The organism is Bacillus hominis, from assembly GCF_030348325.1.
Lineage (GTDB): Bacteria > Bacillota > Bacilli > Bacillales > Bacillaceae_G > Bacillus_A > Bacillus_A hominis.
Map to the genome: position 1 here is coordinate 800,584 of NZ_JAUCFS010000005.1, position 16,388 is coordinate 816,971.

Annotated in this window: 20 protein-coding genes; 17 read left to right on the forward strand and 3 right to left on the reverse strand. The window is 35.9% G+C overall.

Annotated elements, in window-relative coordinates:
- Positions 1-162: 162 nt before the first annotated feature.
- The 8 genes from QUF93_RS06575 (at position 163) to QUF93_RS06610 (ending at position 7,429) form a co-directional block, all read left to right on the forward strand.
- The gene (locus tag QUF93_RS06575) at positions 163-1,290 is read left to right on the forward strand and encodes a cation:proton antiporter (RefSeq protein ID WP_289358211.1); all 1,128 of its coding nucleotides are present in this window, start codon (positions 163-165) and stop codon (positions 1,288-1,290) included.
- A 125-nt stretch (positions 1,291-1,415) separates the two neighbouring features.
- Positions 1,416-1,733, forward strand: a complete 318-nt coding sequence (locus QUF93_RS06580) for an outer surface protein (protein ID WP_289358212.1) — start codon at positions 1,416-1,418, stop codon at positions 1,731-1,733.
- A 30-nt stretch (positions 1,734-1,763) separates the two neighbouring features.
- Complete coding sequence (locus QUF93_RS06585) at positions 1,764-2,627, forward strand: MurR/RpiR family transcriptional regulator (RefSeq protein WP_289358213.1); 864 nt, start codon at positions 1,764-1,766, stop codon at positions 2,625-2,627.
- Between the two features lie 150 nt (positions 2,628-2,777).
- Positions 2,778-3,662, forward strand: coding sequence for an N-acetylmuramic acid 6-phosphate etherase (murQ, locus tag QUF93_RS06590; protein ID WP_289358214.1), 885 nt, complete (start codon positions 2,778-2,780; stop codon positions 3,660-3,662).
- A gap of 23 nt (positions 3,663-3,685) precedes the next feature.
- Positions 3,686-5,050 carry a PTS transporter subunit EIIC gene (locus QUF93_RS06595; protein WP_002116456.1) on the forward strand — a complete coding sequence of 455 codons (1,365 nt, stop codon included), beginning with the start codon at positions 3,686-3,688 and terminating at the stop codon, positions 5,048-5,050.
- Positions 5,051-5,100: 50 nt separating this feature from the next.
- The gene (locus tag QUF93_RS06600) at positions 5,101-6,192 is read left to right on the forward strand and encodes a DUF871 domain-containing protein (protein ID WP_289358215.1); all 1,092 of its coding nucleotides are present in this window, start codon (positions 5,101-5,103) and stop codon (positions 6,190-6,192) included.
- Positions 6,193-6,457: 265 nt separating this feature from the next.
- Positions 6,458-6,859: a nuclear transport factor 2 family protein gene (locus tag QUF93_RS06605; protein ID WP_088057630.1), complete on the forward strand. Its 402-nt coding sequence runs from the start codon at positions 6,458-6,460 to the stop codon at positions 6,857-6,859.
- Positions 6,860-6,946: 87 nt separating this feature from the next.
- Positions 6,947-7,429, forward strand: a complete 483-nt coding sequence (locus QUF93_RS06610) for a PRK06770 family protein (protein WP_002116463.1) — start codon at positions 6,947-6,949, stop codon at positions 7,427-7,429.
- 33 nt (positions 7,430-7,462) lie between these two features.
- On the opposite strand, the gene QUF93_RS06615 is transcribed toward QUF93_RS06610, so the two are convergent.
- Positions 7,463-8,374 carry a DMT family transporter gene (locus tag QUF93_RS06615; protein ID WP_289358216.1) on the reverse strand — a complete coding sequence of 304 codons (912 nt, stop codon included), beginning with the start codon at positions 8,372-8,374 and terminating at the stop codon, positions 7,463-7,465.
- Between the two features lie 205 nt (positions 8,375-8,579).
- Between QUF93_RS06615 and QUF93_RS06620 the strand changes: the two genes are divergently transcribed.
- Together QUF93_RS06620 and QUF93_RS06625 are read left to right on the forward strand one after the other, a co-directional pair.
- Complete coding sequence (locus tag QUF93_RS06620) at positions 8,580-9,074, forward strand: Lrp/AsnC family transcriptional regulator (RefSeq protein WP_289358217.1); 495 nt, start codon at positions 8,580-8,582, stop codon at positions 9,072-9,074.
- 291 nt (positions 9,075-9,365) lie between these two features.
- Positions 9,366-9,821 carry an N-acetyltransferase gene (locus tag QUF93_RS06625; RefSeq protein WP_002116468.1) on the forward strand — a complete coding sequence of 152 codons (456 nt, stop codon included), beginning with the start codon at positions 9,366-9,368 and terminating at the stop codon, positions 9,819-9,821.
- 79 nt (positions 9,822-9,900) lie between these two features.
- Here the strand turns inward: QUF93_RS06625 and QUF93_RS06630 are convergent, their stop codons facing one another.
- Positions 9,901-10,671 carry an SDR family NAD(P)-dependent oxidoreductase gene (locus QUF93_RS06630; protein ID WP_289358218.1) on the reverse strand — a complete coding sequence of 257 codons (771 nt, stop codon included), beginning with the start codon at positions 10,669-10,671 and terminating at the stop codon, positions 9,901-9,903.
- A 293-nt stretch (positions 10,672-10,964) separates the two neighbouring features.
- Here QUF93_RS06630 and QUF93_RS06635 point away from each other — a divergent pair, with 293 nt between their 5' ends.
- The 5 genes from QUF93_RS06635 (at position 10,965) to QUF93_RS06655 (ending at position 14,700) form a co-directional block, all read left to right on the forward strand.
- Complete coding sequence (locus QUF93_RS06635) at positions 10,965-11,324, forward strand: MerR family transcriptional regulator (RefSeq protein WP_289358219.1); 360 nt, start codon at positions 10,965-10,967, stop codon at positions 11,322-11,324.
- Positions 11,325-11,857: 533 nt separating this feature from the next.
- Positions 11,858-12,214: a DMT family transporter gene (locus tag QUF93_RS06640; protein WP_128283168.1), complete on the forward strand. Its 357-nt coding sequence runs from the start codon at positions 11,858-11,860 to the stop codon at positions 12,212-12,214.
- Between the two features lie 2 nt (positions 12,215-12,216).
- Positions 12,217-12,531 (forward strand): DMT family transporter, encoded by a 315-nt coding sequence (locus tag QUF93_RS06645; RefSeq protein WP_000539670.1) that lies wholly within the window; start codon positions 12,217-12,219, stop codon positions 12,529-12,531.
- 135 nt (positions 12,532-12,666) lie between these two features.
- Positions 12,667-13,245 carry a TetR/AcrR family transcriptional regulator gene (locus tag QUF93_RS06650; RefSeq protein WP_002116480.1) on the forward strand — a complete coding sequence of 193 codons (579 nt, stop codon included), beginning with the start codon at positions 12,667-12,669 and terminating at the stop codon, positions 13,243-13,245.
- A gap of 252 nt (positions 13,246-13,497) precedes the next feature.
- Positions 13,498-14,700 carry an MFS transporter gene (locus QUF93_RS06655; RefSeq protein WP_289358220.1) on the forward strand — a complete coding sequence of 401 codons (1,203 nt, stop codon included), beginning with the start codon at positions 13,498-13,500 and terminating at the stop codon, positions 14,698-14,700.
- A gap of 33 nt (positions 14,701-14,733) precedes the next feature.
- Here QUF93_RS06655 and QUF93_RS06660 read toward each other — a convergent pair whose 3' ends face one another.
- Complete coding sequence (locus QUF93_RS06660; protein WP_289358221.1) at positions 14,734-15,072, reverse strand: winged helix-turn-helix transcriptional regulator; 339 nt, start codon at positions 15,070-15,072, stop codon at positions 14,734-14,736.
- Between the two features lie 169 nt (positions 15,073-15,241).
- Between QUF93_RS06660 and QUF93_RS06665 the strand changes: the two genes are divergently transcribed.
- Entirely contained in the window at positions 15,242-15,781 is a 540-nt protein-coding gene (locus tag QUF93_RS06665; protein WP_289358222.1) for an ester cyclase, read from the forward strand.
- 23 nt (positions 15,782-15,804) lie between these two features.
- Positions 15,805-16,353, forward strand: coding sequence for an NAD(P)H-dependent oxidoreductase (locus QUF93_RS06670; RefSeq protein WP_289358223.1), 549 nt, complete (start codon positions 15,805-15,807; stop codon positions 16,351-16,353).
- Positions 16,354-16,388: the final 35 nt, after the last annotated feature.

The following is a 16,388-nucleotide window of genomic DNA, read 5'->3' on the forward strand; positions in this document are numbered from 1 at the left end:
GTGCAGAAATAGATGCAGGTTAACAAAAAGATTTACTTTATCCCACTATTTGTGGGAGCCCTGCTGTCCGTAAAAGCCCGATTGGTGAGGGATGATAATCAGTGGTGATGAACAAAAAACCCACTGATTAAAGTTTCACTTTATATAGTAGGAGAAGATGCTATGTTATTTTATTTCGAACTTGTTGTCATTTTACTTTGTACGAAATTAGCTGGTGATATTAGCGTCAGGCTTGGCCAACCTTCTGTACTTGGTAAATTAATCATTGGTATTATTATCGGTCCTGCTGTGTTTGGTATTATTAATAGTTCAGAACTTATTGATGAGCTTAGCGAGATCGGTGTTTTGCTACTTATGTTTATGGCGGGACTCGAAACAGATATAGAAGAGTTAAATCGGAATTTAAAAGCTTCATTTGCAGTAGCGGCTGGTGGGATTATTTTCCCTTTCATCGGTGGATATGTAACGGGACTGCTTTTCGGATTGATGCAATCCCATGCTATTTTTTTAGGATTATTACTTTGCGCAACATCGGTTAGTATTACGGTGCAAACGTTAAGAGATTTAGGGAAAATGAATACGAGAGAAAGTACAACGATTTTAGGAGCGGCTGTATTTGATGATGTGATAGTCGTTATTTTATTAGCATTTGTAATGAGCTTTTTAGGAACGCAAGATGTGAATATAACACTTGTCATCGCAAAGAAAATTATTTTCTTTGTAAGTATTGTTTTTATCGCATGGAAAGTCGTTCCGTGGATTATGAAAATGCTTGTCCCACTTCGTGTGTCTGAAGCGTTAATTAGTGCGGCTCTTATTATTTGTTTTTCATTTGCTTATTATAGTGAACAAATGGGAATCGCAGGTATTATCGGAGCTTTTGCAGCAGGAATTGCGATTTCTCAAACCGAGTACAAGCATGAAGTGGAACATAAAATTGAACCGATTGCGTATGCGGTATTTGTACCAGTTTTCTTCGTAAGTATTGGAATGGAAATTACATTTCAAGGTATCGGAAGCCAACTTTGGTTCATTATCATTATGACGCTCATCGCAATTTTTACAAAGTTAATTGGATCAGGTTTAGGAGCAAGACTAACAGGATTTAACCTACAATCTTCTATTAGTATTGGTGCGGGGATGGTGTCGCGTGGGGAAGTAGCGCTTATTATCGCAGCAAATGGATTAACTGCTAATTTATTAGCGAAAGAAAATTTCACAGCTATTGTCATTGTTGTTATATTGACGACGATTATTACGCCGCCACTTTTGAAGAAGTATTTTGTATAGAGAGAAAGGGCTTATCTTATGTAGGTAAGCTCTTTTTTTATCGCAAAAAGCAATAGTCATGTAGCGTGAAGAGGTTGTAATTATGGTAAAATCTACGTATATGATAAGGACGAGGAGAGAAATGTGTGAAGATTACGAAGGGGAAGGTTATAGGTATAGTTATGCTCCTTTTACTGTGTTTACCATTTATTATAGGAAAAGAATCAAAAGTGAAAGGTTTTCCGGTTTCTATTTTTTCTTCTCACGTGGAAGGCCGTTATCCACAAGAATATAAATACACTGCATTTCTACCTGACTTTGCAGTTTGGATAAATGGATGGGAAAAGAAGTGGACGGAAGGGGAAAGAACCGTGTATCAAAAAGGGGAGCGTACTGTAAATGTGTTTCATCCTCCTGGTGATGATGGCTATTATCTCTATGAAGAAGGAGAATATGCGAAATAAAAAGCAGCCGCAAGAAGTGGAGGGTAAATGGTGAAAGCTTCAACGTTACTATTTAAAATTGAAAATAATATGGATCAATTTTCACCAGCTGAAAAGAAGGTTGCCATGTACATAATGGAGAACGCAGAGATTGTTCCAAATTTAACGACAAAAGAAGTGTCTACAAATGCGGGATCGAGTGAGGCGAGTGTTGTACGTTTTTGTAAAACAATCGGTATTGGAAGCTTTAAAGCATTTAAGATAGCGCTCGTTCGTGAATTAACAATTGTTGATTATAATATTAACGATTTTTCAGTGATGAATACAGAAGATGGACCGTATGACTTGTTTAATAAAGTTACATATGTGAATAAAGCTGCAATTGAGGCGAGTGTTACTGCGATAGATAAGAAGGAACTTGAGAAAGCTGCAGATAGTATTGTAAATACTGATAAGATCATATTTTATGGTGTTGGTGGATCAGCTACACCGGCGATGGACGGAGCTTATAAATTTACTAGGCTTGGATTTACTGCGATGATGCTATCTGATTTTCATATGATGTTACCGCTTGTGACGAATTTAAAAGAAGGTGATATATTTGTTGCGATTTCAACTTCTGGCCGGACGAAAGATGTACTTGAAATGGCGCAATATGCGAAGAAGCGAGGAGCTACAGTTATTGCGATTACGAAGCTAGATCAATCATCTCCTTTATATAAAGCGGCAGACATTCGTCTTTGTATGCCGGATGTAGAGCAAGATCATCGCATTGCAAGTATTGCTTCACGAATGACTCAGCTGAATATGATTGATGCTTTATACGTTATTACTTTTAACCGTATTGGTAATAATGTGATAGATCAATTTATGGAGACAAGAGAAGAAGCTCTGCGGTTACGGAAGTTAAAGTAAAAAGATGGGGTAACCCATCTTTTTTTGTGGCTGGACATAAATTTGTCATGAAAAGAAATGAAATTTCATAAAATAAGAAAGTAATATTGATTTTAAATTTCTTAAAGTTATAATAAAAGTATGAAATTAAATTTCAAAGAAGGTGACAACATGTTAGAAAATTTATCTACAGAACATCGTAATGAGAAGACGATGAATTTAGATGAGATGAGCATAAAAGAAGTTTTACAAAGTATGAATCAAGAAGATCGAACTGTTGCGTTAGCAGTTGAAAATGAAATAGAAGAAATTGAAAAGGTTGTACAGATTGTTATTAAATCTTTTGAAGAAGATGGACGATTAATTTATATTGGTGCTGGTACGAGTGGTCGTCTAGGCATTTTAGATGCGGTGGAGTGCCCGCCGACATTCGGTACAGATGACAAAATGGTGCAGGGATTTATAGCAGGTGGATTGAAAGCGTTTACTAAAGCGGTAGAAGGTGCTGAAGATCGTGAAGAGTTAGCAGAAGAAGATTTAAGAAGTATTGGATTAAACGAGAAAGATACGGTTATTGGAATTGCAGCAAGTGGTAGAACGCCTTATGTAATTGGCGGATTGAAATACGCAAATAGCGTGGGAGCGAGTACGGCGAGTATTTCTTGTAACAAAAATGCTGAAATAAGTAAATATGCAAAACTAAATGTGGAAGTGGAGACAGGCGCAGAAATATTAACAGGCTCAACACGTTTGAAGGCTGGGACAGCGCAGAAGTTAGTACTGAATATGATTTCTACAGCGTCTATGATAGGTGTAGGGAAAGTATATAAAAACTTAATGGTAGATGTTCAATCGACAAATGAAAAATTGGTAGAACGTTCAAAACGAATTATTGTGGAAGCAACAGGTGCTAGTTATGAAGTAGCTACAGAGTATTACGAAAAAGCAGAACGTAATGTGAAAGCTGCAATCGTTATGATATTACTACAGTGTGAATATGGGGAAGCACTAGAAAAATTAAAAGGTGCGAAAGGATTTGTGAAGAAGGCACTTTAAACTCTGGGGAGGGGGATTCTGTTATGAAGAAAGAAGAGATAATGGCGAGTAGGATTACGGAGCAACTTGGGGGAGTAAAAAATATTCGTGGCATTGCTCATTGTATGACGAGGTTACGATTAACGCTTCATGATGAAAGTAAAGTGAACATGGAACTTTTGAAAAAGGTTGAAGGCGTTATGGGGGTCATTGAAGATGAAACACTCCAAGTTGTCGTTGGTCCAGGAACGGTAAATAAAGTAGCGGCTGAAATGGAAGGTTTAACAGGACTCAGAATTGGTGAAGTGGCAGATCATCATCTTGAAGATCTTGGGCAAGAGATGAAGTCAGAAATTAAGAAGAAAAATAATACACCAGTGAAAAACTTTTTACGAAAAATAGGAAGTATTTTCATTCCGTTAATTCCTGGTCTTGTTGCATCGGGAATTATAAACGGGGTTGCCAACTTTGCGAAAAATGCTGGTGCTGATCCAAATGCTACATGGCTACAAATGTTACTTTTAATTGGCGGCGGTATCTTTACATTCTTAGGCATTTTAGTCGGCTGGAATACAGCGAAAGAATTTGGAGGGACGCCAGTTCTTGGGGCAATTGCAGGTATTTTAATTTTCAACCCAGCGATGGCGAATGTAAAATTATTCGGTGAAGCGCTCGTACCTGGACGGGGCGGATTATTTGCAGTTATTTTTGCAGCATGGCTTATGGTTGTAGTTGAAAGACAAGTTCGAAAAGCAGTGCCAAATGCAGTTGATATTATCTTGACACCACTCATTACTGTATTAGTGGTAAGTATAGTAACGATGTTAGCAATTCAGCCAGTTGCAGGTTTCTTATCTGAAGGAATTACAAGCGGAATTAATGCTATCTTAAATATTGGTGGAGCATTTGCCGGAGCTGTGCTTGCCGGAACATTTTTACCTCTCGTTATGGTCGGATTGCATCACGGTTTAACACCGATTCATATGGAATTTATTAATCAAACTCACGTAACGCCTTTATTACCAGTACTCGCGATGGCAGGTGCTGGGCAAGTAGGAGCAGCGATTGCAATTTATGTGAAAACAAAAAACAAACGACTTCGCAACGTGATTAAAGGTGCATTACCAGTTGGTTTTTTAGGAATTGGCGAACCGTTATTATACGGGGTTACATTACCACTGGGGAAACCGTTTCTTACTGCTTGTCTAGGTGCAGCTGTCGGTGGTGCATTCCAAGCAGTTATGAAAACAGCCGCACTTGGAATCGGCGTATCAGGATTATCATTAATTCCGTTAATTGCTGATAATAAATATTTATTATATTTCCTTGGATTAGTAGTTGCATATACTTTCGGATTCATCTTTACGTACTTCTTCGGCTTTAAAGAAGAAATGGCAGAAAACATATAGAGAAAGGGATTCCTTTCTCTTTTTTTATATTAATAGAAGGAGAGATTTATATGATAGGAGTTTCAATTTATCTTTCAAAAGAGCGAGTAGAGAAACAAGAAGCATGGGTAAAACTAGCGAAAGAAAACGGATTTTCATCTATTTTCACATCTCTTCACATTCCAGAAGATAATCCGAATACGTATCAGGAGTTAATTCAAATACTTGGGAAACAAGCTCTCGAAAATAAAATGGAGTTAATGGTCGATGTGTCGCCAAAGTCGTTAAACCATTTAGGAATAACGTATGAAAATGTGGAAGAATTATTAGAGTGGGGCATTACTGGTTTACGAATGGACTACGGCATTGCGCCAAAAGAAATTGCACGCGTATCTCATAAGATGAAAGTGGCTTTAAATGCGAGTACGATTACAGAATCATTTTGGAAAGAGTTACTTGCAGAAAATATACAAGTAGAGAATGTAGAAGCGTGGCATAATTTTTACCCGCGTCCAGAAACAGGACTAGCAAAGTCCTTCTTACAAAAGCAAAATCAATATTTACATGAGTGTGGAATAAAAACGATGGCATTTATTCCGGGTGATGGGGAAAAACGTGGCCCATTATATGAAGGTTTACCAACGTTAGAAAAGCACCGCAATATGCGCCCGCTGGAAGCGTATTTAGAGCTTGTTCAAGATTGTGATGTCGATAAAGTGTTAATTGGAGATATAAGCGGGAGTCTAGAAAGTGTACAAGAAATCGCGAGTGCGAGTGGTGGAATTATTCCGGTGCGGTATCAATCATTTATAAATGATAGCCACGCGGTACAACTGATAGAACGGGTGCATACGAACCGGCTTGATCCAGCGCGTGATGTAATTCGCTCTGTAGAATCGCGTGAAGAAAATAAAGTTGTATTACAACCGATGAATACAATTTCAAGAAAACGAGGCAGTATTACAATTGATAATGAATTGTATGGTAGATATGCTGGTGAAATGCAAGTTGTTATAAATGATTTACCTGAAGATGAGAGAGTGAATGTTGTTGGAATGGTGATTGAAGAGGATGTATCTTTGTTGTCTTATATTGGTGCTGGGAAAAATTTTCAACTTATTTTAAGTAATAGAGCGAAAGCTCGAATTAGCACTATTTTGTAAAAAACATTATCCGTAGAAGGGGTAGTGTTTTTTGTTTTCTTTCAAAAAAATATTAGGATATGTAGATCGTTTCTTAAAAGAGAAAGTAATGAAAACGAAGTGAATTTCATTTTTTTAGTGTTGACTTGACGACTTCGTGTAACTATAATGATTACATCGAGTTAGTTAGGTATAAAATGATACCGATATTTTTTACACAAGATGTAACTATATTAGTTACATCTTGTGTAAAGTTTAAAGGAATATGAAAGCAGGAGGAAGTAACATGCTTAAATCAAATTTAGAAATTATTCGAAGCACGTATGAAGGATCAGCTTCTTCAAATGCAAAACATTTAGCGGAAGCTCTCTCTGAAAAAGTAGAGTGGACAGAGGCAGACGGTTTTCCGTACGGTGGAACGTATATTGGTGTAGAAGCAGTAATGGAAAATGTATTTAGCCGTTTAGGATCAGAATGGGATAATTATAAAGCGAGTGTAAATACGTATCATGAAGTAAACGGAAAAGATGTGATCATTGCTGAAGGTGTTTATTCAGGAGTTTATAAAGAAACGGGAAAATCATTTGAAGCGGATTTCGTTCACGTATGGGGGCTTGAAAATGGAAAAATCGTAAAATTCAAGCAATATGTGGACAGTTATATTGTACGAGAAGCGATGAAGGTTTAAAATGAAATAAGGAAACAAATGGAATCGACTGTGCGCAGGCGATTCCATTTGTTTATGTGATTATTAGGGAAATGGGGAGTACATAATATGAAAAAATGGATAATAGGGACAATTACAATGATTGTAATTGCGATAGGAGCTGTATTCGGTGTTACTAAACTTCTTAATTATATTGAGGAAGAGGAGAAGAGTCTTAAATCACAAAAAGTAATGGATCAACAGGGGAAGAAAGTTAAGGAAGAGAAGCCACAAGTTAGTGAAGATGAAATTATTTCTACAATGCATAGGATGGTACATCAAAAAGTGAAATCCTCTGAGAAATGGGGATTTATCGAAATGACAAATAAGGAAATTAGTAGTGCGAAGAACGCAGTAGAAAGCAGTACTAATTTTAAATATAAATCAAAGCTACTTTCTACTTTGGAGCGTTGGGAGAAAGGAGACTTTTCACAAACGGTTGAGGAGCATAACTTTTTGTGGGAAATTCAAGGTGGTGATACCGGAAAGGCAACAGAACGCTTATCGCCAGAAGAAGAAAAACAGTATGTGAAAGAAATGAAAGGTAAATAAAAACATCGCCACTCTGGTGGCGATGTTTTTTCATTAAGAATGCTTTCGCACTAAAGCTCTAGTTGGCTGAACAGCAACGGTTTTAAAATGAGAAAATAAATAACATCCTGTCACGACGATAATTGTCCCGAAAATTTGAATCCATGTTAGTTCTTCTCCGAGGAAAATAAAGGCTAGGATAGCTGTAAAAATCGGATTGAAATTTAGAAAGATACCCGATGTAGTAGCTCCTAATTTTTGTACACCAATGTTCCAAAATACCATACAAAGGACTGTTGAAACGAGTCCTGTATATAAAAGTGATGTTATGAAGGAAGAATTAATATTGGAAACAGTGAAGTTGCCTATGTTAAATGGAAGCAATAAAATGACGCCAAAAATGCCAGAATATAACGTCGCCATTAGTGGTGTAACTGTTTTTGTCGCCCATTTACTACAAACAGAATATATCCCCCAAATACATACTGCCGCCATCATCCATAAATCTCCGCTATTAAAATGTAGTGAAAATAATAGAGCGAAATTTCCTTTCAAAAGAACAAGGATGACCCCGAAAAATGAAAGAATCATAGAAAGAATTTGAAGTGTATTTACTTTTTCTTTTAGAAATAGCACAGAAAATAATGCAATCGAAATAGCGTTCAATGTAGAAATAAGACCTACATTCGTTGCGGATGTTTTTTCTAGTGCTAAAAATTGAAAGATGTTAAAAAGAACGACCCCTGAAATTCCCATCAGTATTAACGGAAGTATTGCAGCGCGCGGCGGAATAATTTTCTTTTCTTTAAACCATACCATCGGTAATAAACAAACAATCGCAATCATCCATCTTAAATTTGTCAGTGTCATTGGTGATGCATGATCAACGAGCGATTTCCCAACGACGAAATTCCCTCCCCATAGTAAGCTCGTTAATAATAGTAAAAAGACGTAAAAATAAGGCATGTTAAAATCCCCTTTGTTGTAATCAATATGAATTGTAAATAATTTTAGCATTTTTCTTTATTGTGTAATATATTCTTTTGTATAATGATAAAAACTCGATAAAATGTTTTGTTAGAAGTATTATTTGCGGAAAAACATTCAGTTTTATATGGATTATGAGATGTTTCTTTGAATAATCATCGGTAAGAAAAAAGGGGGAATTATAATGGAGTCATCTGTTATTAAAGTGTTAGATGATTTGGATATACAAATTTTAGATATACTGCAAAAGGAGTCGCAAGTAAGTAATGCGGAACTTGCACGCCGCGTTAATTTATCACCAGCTGCGATGCATGCACGAATAAAAAGATTAGATGGGGAAGGGTTTATTGATAAGCAAGTGGCAATTTTGAACCAAGAAAAGTTAGGTTTTGATTTACTTTGCTTTATTTTTATGAGCACGAATATTCATCAGTATGAAAAGCTTGAAGTGTTAGAACGAGAATTAGAATCTATGCCTGAAGTGTTAGAATGTCACTGTTTAACAGGAGAGTACGATTATTTATTAAAAGTTGCAAATCGTGATCGTAAGGAACTGGAGCATTTTATTAGAAAGCTGAATAAGCTTGGTATTACACGTATACAGACGAGTTTAGCACTTCGTGAAATTAAATATTCGACGGTATTACCGATACGAAATGAGGAACCGAGCATCGATTAGATTGCTTGGTTTTTTGTTTGTGTAATATTCAGAAAAGTGATTGACGGGGATAAAAGAGAGATGTATTATTATATAAAATTATGAATTAAAATTCATTTAATGTTATAAAGTGAAACTTTAATCAGTGGGGGTTTTGTTCATCCCCCACTGATTATTAGCCTTCACCAATCGGGCGTTTACGGGCAGTTGATCCCTCACCTAATTTCTTTGCTCCAGCCGAATTTTGAGGTGGGAGTTTTACTGCCCGTTAATGCGGGATAAATATTAATACCAGAGGCAAGGGGATAGAATATGAAAATCTTTAATGCAGTCACAAGTGATGTGAAAGAAATTTATAATCTCATTGAAATTTACGCAAAAGAGGGAGTTGTTTTACCGCGTTCTCTTTTGTCTCTCTATCAATATTTGCAATGTTTATATGTTATGAAAGAAGACGGGGAAATTGTTGGAGTTGCTGGATTGCATGTATTAGGGGAAGACCTTGCAGAAATCCGGTCATTAGTAGTTTCGCATACATATGCAGGGAAAGGGATAGGGCGCATGCTCGTAAATCATGTGATGGAGGAAGCTACGAAAATAAATGTAAAAAGAGTGATTTCCTTAACGTATGAAACAGTATTTTTTCAAAAGTGTGGATTTGATTTTGTAAATAAAGAAGCATTGCCAGAGAAAGTATGGATTGATTGTAGACATTGTCCAAAGGTTGATTATTGTGATGAGGTGGCGATGGTTCGGTATGTTGGGTGAAAATTTTATAGAGAAAAAGAGCCCACTATTATGTAAATAATAGTGGGCATCTATATTTCAATAAGAAATGAGAGTGTTATTAAGAATTTGAATTCGTTTGTCTCACGGCAAAATTATAAAGTGGATCTCTAAGTTCATAGTTATACGTAAAACCGTCGACAATTCCTACAACTTTATCGTTATCATAAAGGTCGAGCATAAATTGTGCCATTTGTTTTGCAGTGTGGAATTTCGGTACAACATTATCGTATTGGAACTCATCAATATTAAATGAACGTTTTGCAAACTCTGTTTCAGTTGCAGCAGGAGCTAAAACTTTTGCTTGTAGTTTTGCACCTTGTTCTTTCAGTTCGTGAGATAGTCCTTCTGTAAATGCACTTACATAAAATTTCGTAGCACAGTAAGTAACAGCATTGGCAACAATCGTGTATCCACCGCCCGATGAAACGTTGATAAGCTGTGTTCCATCAACCATTGAATAATCTCGAACGAAAAGAGAAGAGAGTATAGTTAGTGCTTCTATATTTACATGCAACATCGTTTCTATCTTGTTTAAATTTTGTTCAGCAATTGAGGCGAAATTACCAAAACCTGCGTTGTTAATCCACGTTTCAATTTGAAAACTTTGTAGACTTTCATAAAGTTTATAAACTTCTTCTGTGACGGATAAATCAGTTTTTCGAATGACAACATCCAATTTCGGATTCATTTCGTTAATTTTCAATTTTAATTCTTCTAATTCTGCTTGTCTTCGAGCTACAAGTATTAAGTTTTTTCCGCGAGATGCAAAGGCTAAAGCTGATTCATAGCCGATCCCTGAACTAGCACCAGTAATAACAGTATATTTCATATAAAATCCTCCTAAATTCAAACTAATTATTATGGTTAGATTGTATTTGTTAGAGTATACTCTAAGTCAAATGTTTTTTTATAAAGTGAAACTTTAATCAGTGGGGGTTTTGTTCATCCCCCACTGATTATTAGCCTTCACCAATCGGGCGTTTACGAGCAGCCCGACTCCCACCTTGCTTCTTTGCTCCAGCCGAATTTTGAGGTGGGAGTTTTACTGCTCGCAAATAGCGGGATAAATTTGATAAAGCAGTAAAATATATGAGAATAAATGGCATGCGGAGGAGTTTGAGTATGTACACAATTAGCGAGGTAGCTAAATTATTAGGAGTGAGCACACATACATTACGTTATTATGAAAAGGAAAATATATTAATTGCAAATCGCGATGCAAATGGGAATAGACTGTATGAAGAGTCACATATAAAGTGGTTGCAGTTTGTAATGAAGTTAAAACAAACACAAATGCCGATAGCGAAAATAAGAGAATATGCTAGATTATATACAGAAGGTGAACATACAACCGGGGCTCGTTTGCAATTGTTAGAAGATCATAGGAAATCTATTCAAACTCAAAGAGAAAACTTAGTAATTACAGAGAAGATGCTTGAAAATAAAATTATTGCATACAAAGACTCGTTGGAAAGTAAATAGCGTACAAAATATTTCGTTCTTTGTTGCATATTGAAAAGGGAGTACAGGTCTTTGTTTTGGAATTTATCTATGAGTATTTTATTATAATGTGCCGATAAATTAAAAAAGAGCAGTTAGCTAAAAGCAACTGCTCGATTCAAAGGGATCTCCAAGGGGGAATGGAGAAAATATTTTGTTACTACCATTATTGACAGAGTATTGAAAAATATACAGCCAAGTTGAAATTTTTTTATAATCTCCCTTCACATGTATATGATGAGGGGATTTTTGTTTCTTTTGTCCTTATTCAGCATGAAAATTCGCTGTTGACACGTTATCAATTGGTCATGTAGAATATTTATGAATGACATTCAGTCATTTTTTGTGAAAGAGTGCAGATAAGCAACTTTTATATGTAGCTAGCTTAATAACGGAACAAATATAAGGATAAATGAGGATGATATTGAGTTTTTAAATAGTAGTTAGCGTGAGATTATATTTTTTTAATTAAAAATGACTGATGGTCAGTCATTTAATAATAGAAGGTGAGAGATATGAAAAATAAATCTTGGTTATATGTCATATTAACATGTATTTTTGAAGTTTTTTGGGTGTTTGGTTTTAATACAGCTCATACTTGGTGGCATTGGGTCATTATTGTAGGAGTTATCGCTGTTGATTTTCATTTCCTTTCTAAAGCGTGTGAACATCTTGCGACAGGGACAGTATATGCGGTGTTTGCTGGGGCTGGTACTGTAGGGACTTTCTTAATGGATGTTTTTCTTTTCGGTGGAAGTTTTAGTTTAGGAAAATTATTCTTCATTGTGATGGTTGTAGCAGGCGTTATCGGTTTAAAATTGGCTGATAATAAAGCAGAGACGGTGGAAGAAACTATGGAAGGAGCTGCTTAAAAATGGGTTGGTTTTTCGTATTTTGTGCTGCAATTAGTGAAATAGTCGGTGTGATAGGCCTTAAAATGTATAGTAAAGATAAGACGTTAGCAAATGGGGCGATTTATATAGGTGGATTTGCAACTTCCTTCGCATTTTTATACACATCTTTCTTGTTCTTACAAGTAAGTGTGGCTTATGCGGTTTGGATTGGCATTGGAACAGCAGGCGCAGTTTTATTGAATATGTTCCTGTTTGGTGAATCGAAAAGTAAGGCACGTATTATCAGTGTGGCTCTTATTGTATGCGGAGTGACTGGATTAAAGGCTCTTTCTTAAAGATATAATTTCACTTTATCTCCTAACGATTTGTTGGGAGATTTTTATTATGAAAAGTGCACTATAATTGACAGTACAGCTAGTTATTTTATAAAATGAGTGACAGTCATTCAATATGTGTGTGAAAGGGTTTAAATGATGAATAAAAAAGAGAAAATTGTCTTTGCGGCTATTGAAGTGTTTCAGGAAAAGGGCGTTGAAAAGACGAAGATTTCTGATATTGTGAAGTTGGCTGGTATTGCGCAAGGAACTTTCTATTTATATTTTCCTTCTAAGTTATCTGTTATGCCTGCAATAGCAGAAGTGATGGTTGAGAAGATGATACTTGCAGTGAAAGAAAAAGTACAGAACGATGCACCTTTTTCAAGTAAAGTTGAGCAGGTAATAGATGCAGTGTTTAATTTTATAGCTGAATATCGTGAAATACAAGCATTAATGTATGCGGGCCTTGCATCTACTGAACATATAAAAGAATGGGAAGCTGTATATGAGCCTCTTTATATATGGCTAAGTGAATTTTTAAGTGAGGCAAAAGAATCAGGTGAAATTCGCGATTCGGTTCACGCAGAAAGAACAGCAAAGCTATTTATCGCTCTTGTTGAATCAGCAGCGGAACAAGTTTATTTATATGATCATAAAGATGATGAGCAAGTCGAGCTACAAAAGGCAGAAGTACTAGATTTTTTAACACATGCACTACATATAAAGAAATAAGTGAAACTTTAATCGGTGGGGGCATTCCCCGCTGATTATTAGCCCACACTAATAGGGATAAAACAGTTAGGTGAACCTATCTTAAAAAGGTAGGTTCATTTCTATGAAAAACTGAATGATAATCATTCACCGTGTATTTATGTATGTGTGGAAGGGCATCTTCATTCATTATTAGCCCGCAAAGAGCAGGATAAAGAAAAAGTTTCTTGGGCATTATTTTTGAGAGGAACTTACAGGAAGAGGTGTTAAAAAGTGAAGAAATCGATAAAAGAACAAAAGATGGTATTGATCATTCTTTTGAGTAATATATTTATCGCTTTTTTAGGGATTGGATTAATCATTCCGGTTATGCCATCCTTTATGAATGATATGAATTTAACAGGAAAGACGATGGGCTATCTCGTTGCAGTATTTGCAATGGCTCAGCTTATTACTTCACCTATTACGGGTCGTTGGGTCGATCTTTACGGTAGGAAGAAAATGATAATCATTGGATTATTTATTTTTGGTGTTTCAGAGCTTCTTTTTGGATTAGGAAAAGATGTGTGGATGCTTTATGCAGCGAGGGTGTTAGGTGGAATTAGTGCTGCATTTATTATGCCGGGTGTTACGGCATATGTTGCTGATATTACATCTATTCAGGAACGTCCAAAGGCGATGGGATATCTTTCAGCGGCTATTAGTACCGGGTTTATTATAGGGCCTGGAATCGGTGGCTTTATTGCAGAATACGGTATACGTGTACCATTCTTTGTGGCAGCAGTGATTGCTTTTGTCGCATGCGTGATTTCTATATTTATTTTGAAAGAGCCGTTAACGAAAGAAGAACTTGCAGAGATTTCCGCTAATACGAAAGAATCAAGTTTTATCGGGGATTTAAAGAAATCATTAAATCCAATGTATGCAATCGCATTTATTATTGTATTTGTACTCGCATTTGGATTATCAGCATATGAAACTGTGTTTAGCCTGTTCTCTGATCATAAATTTGGTTTCGCGCCGAAAGATATTGCTGCCATTATTACAATTAGCTCAATCTTTGGGGTAGTTGTGCAAGTATTTATGTTTGGAAAATTGGTAGACATGTTCGGTGAGAAAGTATTAATTCAAATATGTTTAGTTGTAGGAGCAGTGTTAGCATTCGTTTCAACTGTAGTCTTTAATTATTGGATTGTACTTCTCGTTACTTGTTTTATTTTCTTAGCATTTGATTTACTTCGTCCAGCTTTAACGACATTTTTATCAAAATCAGCTGGAAAAGAGCAAGGATTCGTTGCTGGTATGAACTCAACGTATACGAGCTTAGGAAATATTGCAGGACCGGCGATGGGTGGAATATTATTTGATATAAATATTCATTATCCATATGCATTTTCAGGAGTTGTTTTAATAGTTGGTCTTGGCATTACATTTATGTGGAGAGAGAAGCAGTTAGCTCAAAGTTTCGCGAAGTAATAAAACCCCTTACGACGGTAAGGGGTTTTTGTTTTATAAACTTAATCCAAACCGTTTTAATTCAATAAAAATCCCTTCTAATTTCTTTCCTTTATCCGTTAATGTGTACTCTACACGCGGCGGAACTTCTGGATATACTTTTCTCGTTATAATCCCTTGTGCTTCTAATTCTTTTAGTCGAAGTGATAATGTTTTCGGACTAATACCGTCCATTGATTTTTGTAAATCACTAAAGCGTAATGTTCCTTCGATAAGAAGATCACGAATGATTAAAAACGTCCATTTTGTACTAATTACGTCAAGAGTTTTAGCGATAGGACAAGGTATGCCTGGTAAACCTTTCGTTAATTTAACTGGATCTATATTGTTCATGGAACTAGCCTCCATAAAATTTTTTCGGATGAATTTGCTTTATAGTATCACAAAACTATACTTTTGGTAACTATATGAAAAAAATATCACTACTTCCATAAAGGAAGTTAGTGCATATACAATAGCAATACGAAATACAAAGGGTTTGTATGAGGAGGAGGTGATTTCCATGAGTATAAAAAAGTTGTTTGGGTTCTTTAGTTTTTTTGTCATTTGTATCGTGTTTGTAGCATGTAGCGGGGAACAAAAAACGGAAATCCAGTTATTAAAAGAAATGCCAAAGCCAAAAGCAATGACAATTGATCCTTCACTAAATAAAAAGGAAGCGACAGAAATCGTGCATGCAGCGCAGCGTTTTTATGCATTTTGGGATACAGGTAAAGAGGATCTTATTCCACAGACTGTTACGGAAAATTTCTTTGATAATACATTACCGAAAGGTCGTCCGCAAGGCACTGAAGGATTAAAGTTCGCGGCGCAAAATTTTCATAAAGTCGTTCCAAATATACATTGTGAGATTGAAGACTTATTAGTTGTTGGTGATAAAGTAACAGCTCGTCTTTCTTTTACAGGAACGCATAATGATAAGAAAATCAATTTTTTTGCAATTGATATTTTGCATGTGAAAGACGGAAAGATAACGGAAGATTGGCATTTAGAAGATAATCTTACGCTGAAGCAGCAACTCGGCTTAATAGCTGAAGAGTAGATCATATAAGGGAGAGAAAAGTGATGAAAAATATTTTTATTATAAATGGACATGAAAAATACGGTACGAAAGAAGGACGATTAAATAGAACGTTAGTAGATTATATGGTAACCGTATTAAGTGAGAATCATCATGTGAAAACAACAACGATTCAAGATGGCTATAGTATTAAGGAAGAACAAGAGAAGTTTTTATGGGCCGATGTTGTGATTTATCAAACACCAATTTACTGGTTTAGTGTACCGGGATTATTTAAAACGTATATGGATGAAGTATATGAATATGGCTTGTTCTTTAAAGGTGCAGATGAATACGGAACAGGTGGTTTATTAAACGGGAAGCAGCATATGTTTTCTACAACTTGGAATGCACCTGAAAAAGCATTCGGAGATAAGACGAAGTTCTTTGAAGGAGAAAGTTTAGAATCAGCACTTAGTCATTTACATCGCGTGCAGAAGTTTCTTGGTATGAGTCCGTTAAAGAGTTTTGCTTGTTATGATGTGGTGAAGAATCCGGATATTGAGCAATATTTATTGAACTTGAAAGATCACTTAGATGGAGTAATTAAATAATAGTTTGTATCTTTGTGCGCAAGAAGGTACTACTA

Coding starts and splice junctions, on each gene's coding strand:
- QUF93_RS06575 (WP_289358211.1), top strand. CDS start 163: ATGTTATTTTATTTCGAACTTGTTGTCATTTTACTTTGTACGAAATTA.
- murQ (WP_289358214.1), top strand. CDS start 2,778: ATGTTAGAAAATTTATCTACAGAACATCGTAATGAGAAGACGATGAAT.
- QUF93_RS06595 (WP_002116456.1), top strand. CDS start 3,686: ATGAAGAAAGAAGAGATAATGGCGAGTAGGATTACGGAGCAACTTGGG.
- QUF93_RS06600 (WP_289358215.1), top strand. CDS start 5,101: ATGATAGGAGTTTCAATTTATCTTTCAAAAGAGCGAGTAGAGAAACAA.
- QUF93_RS06605 (WP_088057630.1), top strand. CDS start 6,458: ATGCTTAAATCAAATTTAGAAATTATTCGAAGCACGTATGAAGGATCA.
- QUF93_RS06610 (WP_002116463.1), top strand. CDS start 6,947: ATGAAAAAATGGATAATAGGGACAATTACAATGATTGTAATTGCGATA.
- QUF93_RS06615 (WP_289358216.1), bottom strand. CDS start 8,374: ATGCCTTATTTTTACGTCTTTTTACTATTATTAACGAGCTTACTATGG.
- QUF93_RS06620 (WP_289358217.1), top strand. CDS start 8,580: ATGGAGTCATCTGTTATTAAAGTGTTAGATGATTTGGATATACAAATT.
- QUF93_RS06625 (WP_002116468.1), top strand. CDS start 9,366: ATGAAAATCTTTAATGCAGTCACAAGTGATGTGAAAGAAATTTATAAT.
- QUF93_RS06630 (WP_289358218.1), bottom strand. CDS start 10,671: ATGAAATATACTGTTATTACTGGTGCTAGTTCAGGGATCGGCTATGAA.
- QUF93_RS06635 (WP_289358219.1), top strand. CDS start 10,965: ATGTACACAATTAGCGAGGTAGCTAAATTATTAGGAGTGAGCACACAT.
- QUF93_RS06640 (WP_128283168.1), top strand. CDS start 11,858: ATGAAAAATAAATCTTGGTTATATGTCATATTAACATGTATTTTTGAA.
- QUF93_RS06645 (WP_000539670.1), top strand. CDS start 12,217: ATGGGTTGGTTTTTCGTATTTTGTGCTGCAATTAGTGAAATAGTCGGT.
- QUF93_RS06650 (WP_002116480.1), top strand. CDS start 12,667: ATGATGAATAAAAAAGAGAAAATTGTCTTTGCGGCTATTGAAGTGTTT.
- QUF93_RS06660 (WP_289358221.1), bottom strand. CDS start 15,072: ATGAACAATATAGATCCAGTTAAATTAACGAAAGGTTTACCAGGCATA.
- QUF93_RS06665 (WP_289358222.1), top strand. CDS start 15,242: ATGAGTATAAAAAAGTTGTTTGGGTTCTTTAGTTTTTTTGTCATTTGT.
- QUF93_RS06670 (WP_289358223.1), top strand. CDS start 15,805: ATGAAAAATATTTTTATTATAAATGGACATGAAAAATACGGTACGAAA.